The 13,462-nt window shown below is 68.4% G+C and carries 3 protein-coding genes; all 3 read left to right on the top strand.

Translation table 11 applies throughout. From position 1 onward, the window contains the following. Positions 1–76 precede the first annotated feature (76 nt). Positions 77–1,093, top strand: a complete 1,017-nt coding sequence (locus ABD116_RS01600; protein WP_343963972.1) for a helix-turn-helix transcriptional regulator — start codon at positions 77–79, stop codon at positions 1,091–1,093. Between the two features lie 117 nt (positions 1,094–1,210). Then, positions 1,211–7,228, top strand: a complete 6,018-nt coding sequence (locus tag ABD116_RS01595) for a DNRLRE domain-containing protein (protein WP_343963970.1) — start codon at positions 1,211–1,213, stop codon at positions 7,226–7,228. Between the two features lie 108 nt (positions 7,229–7,336). After that, positions 7,337–13,402 (top strand): DNRLRE domain-containing protein, encoded by a 6,066-nt coding sequence (locus ABD116_RS01590; RefSeq protein ID WP_343963968.1) that lies wholly within the window; start codon positions 7,337–7,339, stop codon positions 13,400–13,402. Positions 13,403–13,462 lie beyond the last annotated feature (60 nt).

Genomic DNA, 13,462 nt, shown 5'->3' with positions numbered 1-13,462 from the left:
CGATCTCCAATGGTAGTTTATTGGCCTCGGGGAGTAGCCGCCGCCGCGAGGCGGCCGACTGTGCTGGGGGAACGCCGTGGTTGCGAACGTCAGTCTGGGTCGCCGGCCAGAACTTTCCGAACACGAGAAACTCTTCCGGGAACTGCTTCCCGCACCGATCGCCGACGCCTACCTCGAGCTGCTCACCGTCGGGCAGCGAGCCTGGTCGGACAACGACGGGATCGGCCAGGAGCTGATCACCCGGAACCTCGCCTACTCACACCGCTTCAACGGCACCGAGACGCTGCGCCCGGTCGATCCGCTGATCGCGACGACCGGCCTGCTCACCCAGGTCCAGCGCGAACTCGGCCGTCAGCAGGAGCGGCTCGTCCAGGGGTACGTCGCCGCGGCCGAGCTGCACCACCAACGTCAGTTGCACGACAAGCAGGCGAGCGAGGTCCCGTCACTGCTCGCGCAGCTGCTGACCGACCGCGACGAGATCGCCGAACGCTGGCTGACCTCGATCCACACCGTCCAGTGCACGTACCGCTCGATCGCCGTCCACGATCCCGATCAGACCGCGCCGATCCTGCCGTCGCCGCTCGCGAGCCAGTGCGACTCGATGCACTTCCGCGAGCTCTGTACGCCGGAGTTCCTGGCCGACCCCCTGGGGGCCGAAGCCGTCCGTGCCGCGACCGAAGCGGGCATCGAGGTCCGTACCGCCCACAGCCTCCCGGCCCGGATGCTGATCGTCGACGACCATTTCGCCCTCATCGGCCTGGTCCCGACGGGCACGACCGGTGCCCTGCTGGTCCGCTCAGCCGTCCTCATCGCCGCCCTCACCCAGTACTACGACCAGCTCTGGTCGGCCGCCACACCGGTAGTGCTGCCAGGCGTGGGAAGGTCCGGGTCGGCCTCCAACCACCTGGGCGCGACCGAGCGGGCTGTCCTCTCCCTCCTGGTCCACGGCCTCAAGGATGAGGCGATCGCCCGCCATCTCGGCCTCAGCGTCCGTACCGTCCGCAGGCACATCTCCACGGTGATGGAGTTCGTCGACGCCCCGACCCGCTTCGCCGCCGGCGCCGCCGCCCAACGCCTCGGCCTGCTCGACTGAGCGTGTTCTTGGGCTGATTGGCCAGTACAGGAAGTTGTCCACAACTGACCTGTCCGGGGCAGCGACGGGAGGCTCACGCTGGAGCCGAGCATCCCCCCGCCGCCCCGGAGGTTCCCGATGTCCTATCCAAGATCACGTCTACTGCGCGGCTATCCAACTCCTCGATCGGGACGCTGGACAGCCGCGGCGCTAGGGCTGGCGCTCGTCGTCGAGTTCCTGGTCCAGCCACCTGATGCCGACGCGGCGATGAGAGCAGCCGCCGAGGCGAGCGCGCAGGCCTTCGCCGACCAGACCCCGAAGGCGCCGCTGGAACGAACCGACGAAGCCTCGGCCATGACGACGGCCCGGATCACCGGAGAACCCGTGATCATCTCCGGCCGGACCACCGAGACGACGCAGTACCGCGCGCTGCCGTCGGGCAAGATCGAGGCGACCGTCGCGGCCGGCCCGGTCCGGATGCTCGACGAGGACGGCGACTGGATGGACGTCGACCTGACGCTGGTTCGCCGGCCCGACGGGTCGGTCGCGCCGTTGGCCCATCCGCAGGATCTGACCCTGTCCGGCGCAGTGGCGGGCAAGGGTGACCATCCGCTCGTGACGATGGGGGCCGCAGGCAAGCAGTTGTCGCTGGGCTGGGCCGGACCGCTGCCGGCGCCGGAGCTGGCCGGCACGACTGCGACGTACCGGGAGGTCAAGCCCGGGGTGGATCTGGTCGTCGAGGTGACCCGGACGGGATATCAGCAGCATCTGCTGGTGAAGAACCGGGCCGCCGCGGCGCAGGTGAAGCAGCTCCGGATGCCGTCCAAAGGCCTGCCTGGCAACGCGCAGGGACTGTTGATGTGGGACTCGACCGTCGACAAGGCGTCCGGCGAGCACACCCGCCGTGCGTCGATCGGACTCGGCCGGACCAAGGACGCCCTGGTCCTCACACCGAGCGCCGCGTTCCTGAACGACCCGAAGACGGTCTACCCGGTGACCATCGACCCGTCCCAGTCCACGGGCGCCAACTTCGACGCCTTCGTGCAGAACACCTACACCTCCGACCAGTCCGCCGCGACCGAGCTGAAGCTGGGCACGTACGACGGTGGCGGCAACAAGGCGAGGTCGTATCTGCGGTTCGACAATCAGGACTGGCTGTGGGACAAGCAGATCCAGGCGGCCACGCTCAGCCTCTGGGAGCACCACTCGTTCTCCTGCGCCGCGGCCGGCTGGGAAGCCTGGCGCACGGCCGACGTCGACAACACGGCCCGCTGGACCAAACAGCCGGCGCTGTACGAGAAGGTCGGTACTTCCACCCAGACCAAGGGTTTCTCCACCTCCTGTGGCGCGGGCTGGGTGACGATCCCGGTCACCGCTGCCTTCCAGTACACCGCCACCAACCGGCTCAGCAAGACCACCATCGGGCTGCAGGCGGCCAGCGAGACCGACAACAACGGCTGGAAGCGGTTCGCCTCCCGGGAGGCTGCGGCCAACCCGCCGTCGGTGACGATCACCTATCAGACCAAGACCGCGGTCAACACCCAGGCCACCTCGCCACAGACCGTCTGCGCGACCGGCACAGCCCGTCCGTACCTGTCCAGCGTGACCCCGCAGTTGCGGGCCCAGATCAGCGACGGACTCGGTGCCCAGGTGTACGGCACCTTCGAGTGGAAGCCGATCAGCGGGTCCAGCACGACCGTGAACGTCGGCCCGGGCGCCTCCGGCTCCTGGCTGGCGACCACGATCGGCCAGGGCGCTCTCACCGAGGGCGGTACCTACGCCTGGCGCGTCCAGGGCACCGACGGTACGACGCCCGGCGCGTGGTCGTCCTGGTGTGAGTTCACCGTCGACACCATCGCACCCACGGCCGCACCGACCGTCGCGTCCACGACGTACCCGGTCGGCCAGTGGTCGGGAGGTGCGGGCACAGCCGGCACCTTCACCTTCGGCGCCTCCGGAGTCGGTGACGCCGTGGCCTACGAGTACGGCGTCGACACCAACCCGCCGGACCAGGTGGTGAATGCCTCCACGCCAGGGGCGACCACGAGTATCAGCATCACCCCGACGGCTGACGGCCCGCACACCCTCTGGGTACGGACTCGCGACCGGGCAGGCAACAGGTCTCCGCTGACCGCGTACCAGTTCGCTGTCGGCGGCGGCGCGGTACTCACTCCCAAGGCTGGTGACATCAGCGCTGCCAAGACCTCCATCACCGGCGCCGCGCGTTCCACTGCCACCGGAGTGACCTACCAGTGGCGTCGCGGCGACACCGACGCCTGGGTGGACATCCCTGCGGCCCACGTGCAACTGGCAGCGGGTGGCGGTGCCGTCAGCTGGCCGCTCCCGACCTCGGGCGACGGCCAGTTCCCGAAGCTGAACTGGAACATCGAGGCGACCCTGGCGGCCGCGGACGCACAGTCGATCCCGCGCGACGGACCGCTGCAGCTGCGCGGCAACTTCACCGGCGGTACGGCTGCTTCGTCCGGAGCGGTGAAGCTCACTTTCGACCGCAACCTGGCCAGCGCGGCGGCGGAGGAGATCGGACCCGGCGAGGTCAACCTGCTGACCGGCAACGTCAGCCTCTCCGACACCGACGTCACGGTCGACTCCTACGGCAGCGACCTGACAGTCGGCCGCACGTACAACAGCCGGCAGTCCGCGAAGGCCGACGGCTCGGGCATGTTCGGTCCCGGCTGGGTCTCCAGTGCGATCGTCGACGAAGCGGAGACGCCGTACACCTCCCTGGACGTCTACGGCTCGCTCCGCCAGATCGGTACGCCGGACGGCGACGTAGTGGGCTTCACCGCCCGCGATGGCGTCAACTTCGATCCCGAGGTCGGTCAGGAGACGCTCAAGCTGACCTACGCCTCCAGCACCGACACCTACAAGCTCACGGACGACCAGGGCACGGTCGTCACGTTCGGCCGGGTCACCGGCTCTGCGGCCGGCAAGTACGTCCCGACGGTCACCACCATGCCGGGCAGCAATCAGAGCACGTCGTTCGTCTGGGAGCGGGTGACAGTCGGAGGTGTCGAGGTCCTGCGGCCGACCCGGGTCCTCGCGCCAGTACCCGACGGCGTCAGCTGTACTACGGTCACCCGTGGCTGCCGGGCACTGAACTTCACCTACGCCACCGCGACGACGGCTACGGGTACGACGGAGTCGGCCTGGGGCGACTACGTGGGCCGCGTGAAGGAGATCTCCTTCACTGCTTGGGATCCTGACCTGGCGACACCGGCCATGCGGACGATTCCGATGGCCCGGTACAGCTACGACAACGCTGGCCGGCTCCGGTCGGCGGCGGACCCACGGACCAGCGGCAAGGACACGTACGACTACCAGTCCGATGGCGTGCTTTCCGCCATCAAGCCGGCCGGGAAGGAGCCGTGGCAGCTCAGCTACACCACTGTCGCGGGCGACTCAGGGGCCGGGCGGCTGCAGAAGGTGAGCCGCTCCGCGCTCGCCGCCGGTACTGCGGTCGAGACCGTCGTCTACAAGGTCCCACTGTCGGGCTCCGGTGCCCCCAACGACCTTTCGCCGACGCAGACCAAGCGCTGGGGGCAAGTAGAGGCTCCGACCGATGCCACGGCCGTCTTCCCGGCCGACCAGCTCCCGAACGGTTCCAGCTGGGAGCGCGCCACCGTCAGCTACCTCGATGCCAACGGCCGCGAGGTGAACGAGGCCAAGCCGGGCGGCAATCTCACTGCGACCTGGTACGACGGCTTCGGCAACGAGGTCCGGACGCTCACCGCGGAGAACCGCAAGCGGGCCTTGGACCAGTCCTCGTCCGACAACGACGTCGCGGAGCAGACCCTGGCCCAGAGCTACTCCACGATCAACACCTACTCGCTGGACGGCGTGCGGCTGGAAACCACGCTGAAGCCTGAAACCGAGGTCCGCCTCGCCAACGGGACGACCACCCGAGGCCGTCAGCTCAACCGGAAGACGTACGACCAGGGCGCCCCGGCCGGCGGTGGCCCGTACAACGTGGTGACCACGGACGAGACGCAGGTCCGCGTGTGGGGTGCCGGCGGCACGACGGTCGAGGCCGACCGCAGAGTCGCGACCATCGCTTACAACTGGAGTCTCCGGCAGCCGACAGTGACCACCACCGACCCAGGTGGACTGGCCCAGACGGTCCGTACGACGCTCGACCCGGTCACCGGACTGGAGACCTCGACCACCCAGGCCGCCGGCGGAACGACCACCAACACCCCGGCAACCCGCAAGACGATCTACTACCGGGCCACTGCGGGCTCTGGCTTCTCCGAATGCGACCTGCATCCGGAGTGGGCCAACCTGCCGTGCCGCCTCCAGCCCGGCGGCCAAGCGGCCACTGGTCCGGAGTTGCCCGCCGTGGTCACGACATACGACATCTACAACCAGGAGCGGGTCCGGACCGAGAAGACCAGTGCCGCGACTCTGCGGACCACTACGACGACGTACGACGCGGCCGGGCGGGTGCTGGAGACCAGCGTGAGTGGTCTCGGTACAGCGGTGCCTGTCCAGCGCAACGTGTACGACGCAGTGACCGGTGAGCACCTTCGGACGCAGTCCGTTGTGGGCGGCTCGGTCACTGCCGAGGTGGTTCGCACCTACGACACGCTGGGCCGGCTCACGTCGTACAAGGATGCCGACGGCAACCTGTCGACCACTACGTACGACCTGCTGAGCAGGGCGGCCACCAGCGCCGATGGAAAGGCCACCCGGACCTACGGCTACGACTTCCGTGGCTTGCTCAGCACGGTCGCGGACAGTCAGAGCGGGACGTACAGCGGCGGCTACAACGCTGACGGCACGCTGGTGACCGAGACCTGGCCGAACGGCGTCAAGGTGGACACCTCGTACGACGAGGCCGGTGAGGAAGCCGGAATCACCTACAGCAAGCCAGGTTGCGCCGCGAGCGACTGCACCTTGTTCCGTGAGTCGCTGACCAGGTCGGGTCTCGGCCAGACGGCGAAGCGGGTCAGCAACTTGTCCACGCAGATCTACGCCCACGACCAGGCGGGACGGGTCTCCTCGGTGCAGGAAACGGTCGGCGAGAGGTGCACGACCCGGACCTACTCGCTGAGCGTCGCGACGAACAGGTCCACCAGTACGGAGTACGGTCCTGCTGCTGACGGTACTTGCCAGACGACGACCGCCGCAGGAAGCAAGACGTGGACCTACGACACGGCGAACCGGGTCACCACGGCTGGCTACGAGTACGACGCCCTGGGGCGGACCACGAAGGTTCCTGCCAGCGACACCGGCAATCCGGCCGGTGGAGACCTCACGGCGACGTACCACGCGGACAGCCTGGTCGACACGATCACCCAGGCCGGCCGGACCACCGACTACAGCATCGACGTCACCGGTGAACGGGTTCGGTCGTGGACCGACAACGCGACCGGTGAGGTGCTGTCGCACGTCAACCACTATGACGGCGACGACGATTCGCCCGCCTGGACGCAGGAGGGCCCGGACCGGTGGACCCGGGTGATCGGCGGGCTGAAGGGCATGAGCGCCGTACTGGACAGCGACAGCGGCGTAGCGGAGTGGCAGATCTCCGACCTGTCCGGCGACATCGTCGCGACCATCCACGACGGTGACCAGGGCCTGTCGACCACGGGCGAAGCGACGGAGTACGGCGGGTTGAGCGACTCCGAAGCGATCGGCAAACAGCGGTACGGGTGGCTGGGCGCCGAACAGCGGGCCGCGGACGCGCCGTCCGGGATCGTGCTCATGGGGGTCCGCCTCTACAACCCGGTCACCGGGCGGTTCCTGCAGACCGACCCGGTCTACGGCGGCAGCTGCAACGCCTACGAGTACACCTGCGCGGACCCGGTCGACAAGACCGACCTGAACGGGCAATACACCTGTCTGGGTTTCCGGAAGTGGTGCTTCAGCATCGGCAAGCGGAGGTCGAAGTGGAGCTGGTGCGGCGACTGCTTCATCATGCACGCCGGTAAGAAGTTCAAGAAGTGGACGGACCGGCAGCTCCGGCGCGGCAAGAAGTACGGCAAGGCCTGCGTGCAAGGTGCCACCGGCCTGGCGTCGACCAGAGGCGCTAGGGGCCGGTACGGCTTCCGCCTGCGCTTCAAGATGAACTGGAAGAGATGGGGTTGGCAGGGCTGCTACCGCTCGGTGATCAGCAAGTGGCTGTGGAGTCGCTAACTCCTACCGCATGGCCAGTAGAGGAAGTTGTCCACTAGTGACCTGTCCGGGGGAGCGGTAGGGCCTCACGCTGGAGCAGACCAATTCGCTTCAGGAGGTCATCCGCCCATGCCCCCTTTCCCGAAGTCCCGATTACTCCGTCCCTATCCAGGACCGCGGTCGGCCCGCTGGATCGGCGTCACCGTCGGTCTGGCGCTGGTCGCCGCGGTCCTGCAGGTTCCCGCCGACTCCGAAGCAGTAGAGGCCGAACAGCCCGCTGCTGCAGCAGATCTACCGCTCGAGCGTCCTGACGAGGCATCAGCCATCGTCACCGCGAGGACGACGGGCAAGCCGGTACTGATCACGGGCAAGACCACTGAGACCACCGAGTACCGCGCACTGCCGTCCGGTCAGATCGAGGCGACCATCGCCGCCGGCCCGGTCCGGATGCGTGATGAGGAGGGGGAGTGGACCGATGTCGACCTGACGCTGGTCCAGCAGGCCGACGGCTCGGTCGCTCCCCGAGCCCATCCGTACGGACTGACGTTGTCCGGTCCGGCCGGCAAGGGCGACCATGACCTGGCCGCGCTCGGTGCCACCGGCAAGCGTTCCAGTCTCGGCTGGTCCGGCCCCCTGCCGGTCCCCGAACTAGAGGGCAACGTTGCCACGTACCGGAACGTGAAGCCTGGTGTAGACCTCGTCGTCGAGGCGACCCGGACCGGCTATCAGCAGCACCTGCTGGTGAAGAGCAAGGCCGCTGCGGCCCAGGTCAAGCAGCTCCGCATGCCGTACAAGGGTGCGCAGGGCAACGCTCAGGGACTGTTGATGTGGGACTCGACCGTCGACAAGGCGTCCGGCGAACACACTCGCCGTGCCTCGATCGGACTCGGCCGGACCAAGGACGCCCTGGTGCTCACGCCGGATGCCGCCTTCCTGAACGATCCGAAGACGGTCTACCCGGTGACGATCGACCCGTCGCAGAGCTCGGGGGCGAGCTTCGACGCGTTCGTGCAGAACACCTACACGAGCGACCAGTCCGCGGCGACCGAGCTGAAGCTCGGCACCTACGACGGCGGTGGCAACAAGGCCAAGTCGTATCTGCGGTTCGACAACCAGGAATGGCTGTGGGACAAGCAGATCCAGGCCGCCACCCTGAACCTGTGGGAGAGCCACTCCTACTCGTGTGCGGCGGCCGGCTGGGAGGCGTGGCGCACCGCCGACGTCACCAGCGCGGTGCGCTGGACAGCGCAGCCGGCCGAGCTGGAGAAGGTCGGCACCTCGACCCAGACGAAGGGTTTCTCGAGTTCCTGCGGGGCCGGCTGGGTGACGATCCCGGTCACGGCCGCGTTCCAGTACACCGCGACCAACCACGCGGCCAAGACGAACATTGGGATCAAGGCGGCCAGCGACACCAACAGTGCCGGCTGGAAGCGGTTCGCGTCTCGTGAGGCCGCGGCCAATCCGCCGTCGGTGACCGTCACCTACCAGACCAAGACCGCGGTGACCGCGCAGGCCACCGCCCCGGCCACGGTCTGCGGCACCGGTGCCGCCCGTCCATACATCTCTACCCGTACGCCGCAGTTGCGGGCGCAGATCAGCGATGGTCTCGGCGCCCCGGTGTACGGCACCTTCGAGTGGCAGCCGATCGGCGGAGCCACCACCACCGCCACCGAAGGGCCCGGCGCATCCGGCGCCTGGCTGGGCACAGCCATCCCCAGCGGGGCTTTCGCCGAGGGCGGCAGCTACGCCTGGCGAGTGCGGGGCACCGACGGTACGACGCCTGGCGCGTGGTCGGCCTGGTGCGAATTCACGGTCGACACCGTCGCGCCCGCCAGCGCGCCGACCGTCTCGTCCACGACCTACCCGGTGGGTCAGTGGTCAGGTGCAGCCGGTACGGCCGGGACCTTCACCTTCGGCGCCGCGGGCGTCGGCGACGTGGTGGCCTACGAGTACGGCGTCGACACCAACCCGCCGAACGAGTCGGTCAACGCTGCCACCCCGGGGGCGACCACCAGCGTCAGCATCACCCCGACCGCGGACGGACCGCACACGTTGTGGGTCCGGACCAGGGACAAGGCGGGCAACCGGTCGCCGCTGACGGCGTACGAGTTCGCTGTCGGTGGCGGAGCTGTCATCTCGCCGAAGAACGGTGACGTGAGCGCGGCCAAGACAGCGATCGTCGGCACGGGTCGCAGTACCGCCACCGGTGTCACCTACCAGTGGCGTCGCGGTGACACCGATGCCTGGGTGACGATTCCGGCCGCCAACGTTCAGGTCGCCGCCGGCGGTGGTGCCGTGACGTGGCCGCTACCGACCAGTGGCAACGGGCAGTTCCCGAAGCTGAACTGGAACCTGGAGGCCACCTTGGCCGCGGTCGACGCCCAGTCGATCCCGCGGGACGGGCCCGTCCAGATCCGGGGCAACTTCACCGGTGGCACGGCGGCTTCGTCGGGAGCCGTGAAGCTCACCTTCGACCGCAACCTCGCGACGGCGGCCACGGAAGAGATCGGCCCGGGTGAGGTCAACCTGCTGACCGGCAACGTCAGCCTGTCGGAGACCGACGTGTCGGTGGACTCCTACGGCAGTGACCTGACCGTCAGCCGGACCTACAACAGCAGGCAGTCGGCCGCCAACGACTCCTCCAACATGTTCGGCCCCGGCTGGATCTCCGGCGCCGTCGTGGACGAGGCGCAGACGCCGTACACCTCCCTCGACGTCTTCGGGACGCTGATCCAGGTAGGCACGCCGGAGGGCGACACCGTCGGCTTCACGGCCCGCGACGGCGTGAACTTCGACCCCGAGGTGGGGCAGGCCAGCCTGAAGCTGACCTATGCGAGCGCGACCGACTCGTACAAGCTCACCGACGAGCAGGGCTCGATGGTGACCTTCAGCCGGGTCACCGGCACGACTGCCGGCCAGTACTACCCGACGGCGACCACGCTGCCGGGCAGCAACCAGACCACCACCTACAACTGGGAGAAGGTGACGATCGGCGGTGTCGAGGTCGTGCGGCCGGTCCGGATGCTGGCACCGGTTCCGGACGGGGTCAACTGCGCGACGATGGCCCGCGGCTGCCGGGCACTGAACTTCACCTACGCCACGACGACCACAGCGACCGGTACCACCGAAGGCGACTACCTCGGGCGGGTCAAGGAGATCTCCTTCACCGCATGGGATCCGGACCTGGCCACACCGGCGCTGCGGACGGTCGTGGTCGGCCGGTACAGCTACGACAACGCCGGCCGGCTGCGTTCGGCCTGGGACCCGCGGCTGGACTCCGGCAGCACCCACCTCGGTGACACGTACACCTACCAGGCCGACGGTGTGCTGTCGACCGTCAAGCCGGCCGGGCAGGAGCCTTGGCAGCTGAGCTATACCACCGTGCCGAACGACCCGGGCATCGGCCGCCTGCACAAGGTGTCCCGCACTGCCCTCGCTGCCGGTACTGCCGTCGAAACCGTTGTCTACAAGGTGCCGTTGTCCGGCGCAGGTGCACCGTATGACCTGTCCCCGGCGCAGACCAGGCGATGGGGGCAGCCTGAAGCTCCCACTGACGCCGCGGCCGTCTTCCCGCCTGACCAGGTGCCTGACGGCAACCCCGCCACGGGTGCACTGCCGTCGAACTGGGAGCGGGCGACCGTCACCTACCTGGACGCGAACGGCCGGGAGATCAACGGCGCCTCACCCGGCGGCAGCATCACCACCAACTGGTACGACGGTTTCGGCAACTCCGTGCGCTCACTGACCGCGGAGAACCGCAACCGGGCCCTGAACCAGTCGGCGTCGGACAACGACGCCGCCGAGCAGACCCTGGCGCAGGCCTACTCCACTGTGAACAACTTCTCGCTGGACGGAGAACGGCTGGAGAGCACGCTGGGACCTGAGACAGAGGTCCGTCTCAGCACCGGCGCGACGGTCAGGGGCAGGCAACTCGTCCGCAACACCTACGACCAGGGCGCGCCCGCCACCGGCGGTCCGTTCAACCTGGTCACCACCACGGAGTCGCAGGTTCGGCTCTGGGGCGCGGACGGTACCGCGGTCGAGGCAGATCGCCGGGTCACCACCACCGGCTACAACTGGACGCTGCGGATGCCGACGGTACGGACCACTGACCCCGGTGGCCTCGGCCAGACCGTCCGGACCACCCTGGACCCAGTCACCGGTCTCGAGACCTCGACCACCCAGGTCGCGGGCGGAACGACCACCAACACCCCGGCAACCCAGAAGACGATCTACTACCGGGCCACTGCCGGATCCGGCTACAGCGAATGCGACCTGCGGCCGGAGTGGGCCAACCTGACCTGTCGCCTCCAGTCAGGCGGCCAGCCGGCCACCGGCCCGGAACTGCCGGTCAAGGTGCAGACGTACGACATGTTCAACCAGCAGCGGGTGCTGATCGAGAAGACCAGCGCCGGGACCCTGCGGACCAGCACCACGAAGTTCGACGCCGCGGGCCGGATCCTGGAGGTCTCCGTGGTGGCGGCAGCAGGACTCGGTACTGCGGTACCGACCCAGCGCACCGTCTATGACCCGCTCACCGGCAACATCCTCCGGACGGAGTCGGTGACCGGGGGTACCGTCACCGCCGAGGTCGTCCGGACCTACGACACCCTCGGCCGGATCACCTCCTACAAGGATGCCGACGGCAACCTGTCCACCACGACGTACGACCTGCTGGGCCGCCCGGCCACCACCTCGGACGGCAAGGCGAGCCGCATCTACGGGTACGACTACCGCGGCCTGCTCACCTCGGTGAACGACAGCAACACCGGCACGTACACGGGTACTCACAACGCCGACGGGCAGTTGGTCAGCGAGACCTGGCCGAACGGGGTCAAGGTCGACACCCGGTACGACGAAGCCGGCGAACAGGCCGGTCTCACCTACAGCAAGCCAGGCTGTCCGGCCGGCGACTGCACGTTGTTCAGTGAGTCGGTGACCGGTTCCGCCAACGGCCAGACGGCCCGACGGGTGTCCACCTTGTCGAGTCAGCTCTACCAGCAGGACGCGGCCGGCCGGGTCACCTCGGTCCAGGAGACCATCGGTGAGCGGTGCGTGACCCGGGCCTACGGGTTCAGCAGTGCGACCGACCGGACGACCAGTACGGAGTACGGGCCGGCCGCCGACGGCAGTTGCCAGACAACGACACCGGCGACCTCTCGTACCTGGACCTACGACACGGCGAACCGGGTCACCACGGCCGGCTACGCCTACGACGCTCTGGGCCGGACCACGACGGTGCCGGCGATCGACACCGGAGCACCCGCGGCCGGGAACGTCACGGCCACCTACCACGCGGACGACCTGGTCGACACGATCACCCAGGGCGGCCGCACCACGGATTACGCCATCGACGTCACCGGCGAGCGGGTCCGGTCCTGGACCGACAACTCGACCGGCGAGGTGGTGACGAACGTCAACCACTTCGACGAGGACGGGGACTCGCCGGCCTGGACCCAGGAAGGCGACAGCCGGTTCACCCGGGTCGTCCCGGGGTTGTCCGGGATGACCGCGATCGTCGACAGCGATTCCGGCGCGCCGGAGTGGCAGATCGCCGATCTGTCCGGTGACATCGTGGCCACCATCCACAGTGGAGAGGAAGGACTGTCCAGTACCAGCCAGGCCGACGAGTACGGCCGGCTCGGCGACTCCGAGGCCGTCGGCAAGCAGCGCTACGGCTGGCTCGGCGCGCAGCAGCGGGCCGCCGACGCGCCGTCCGGGATCGTCTTGATGGGGGTCCGGCTCTACAACCCGACCACCGGACGCTTCCTGCAGACCGACCCGATCTACGCCGGCGGCTGCAACGCCTACGAGTACACCTGCGCGGACCCGGTCGACAAGGTCGACCTGGACGGCAAGTGGCCGTGCTGGAGCAAGAAGTGCCTGCTCAAGGCGGCGGCGAAGAAGTGGAAGGCACTCAAGAAGAAGATCAAGCGGAACAAGTACGTCCGCTGGGTCTGGCGCAAGGTCGTCAAGAACAAGTACGTGGTGGCCTGCGCCAAGGGCGCCGGTCTGTCGATGGCGCGGAAGTCCTTCTGGGCCAAGTACAAGCGGCTGCCGCTCAAGGTCGGCCGCTGGGGCGCACAGGGCTGTGCGTTCGGCATCGTCAAGACCTACGTCTGGACGAAGATCAAGAAGTGGATCACCCCGACCGGTCCGGGACCGATGTCGCCGTCGAGCCGCGGCTGGCACTAAGCCGTGAGCTCATCCAGTTGAACCGATGATCCGCCCGGGCGGCCCTGCACAGGGCCGCCC

Origin of the sequence: Kribbella koreensis, assembly GCF_039525325.1 — a bacterium.
In the GTDB taxonomy this organism is placed as follows: Bacteria; Actinomycetota; Actinomycetes; order Propionibacteriales; family Kribbellaceae; genus Kribbella; species Kribbella koreensis.
The sequence above is the reverse complement of the archived record's forward strand: the minus strand, read 5'-3'. Positions and strand labels throughout refer to the sequence as shown.

What these genes read in the sequence shown, in the direction of transcription:
- ABD116_RS01595 (WP_343963970.1), top strand. Translation starts at nt 1,211, where the DNA reads ATGTCCTATCCAAGATCACGTCTACTGCGCGGCTATCCAACTCCTCGA.
- ABD116_RS01590 (WP_343963968.1), top strand. Translation starts at nt 7,337, where the DNA reads ATGCCCCCTTTCCCGAAGTCCCGATTACTCCGTCCCTATCCAGGACCG.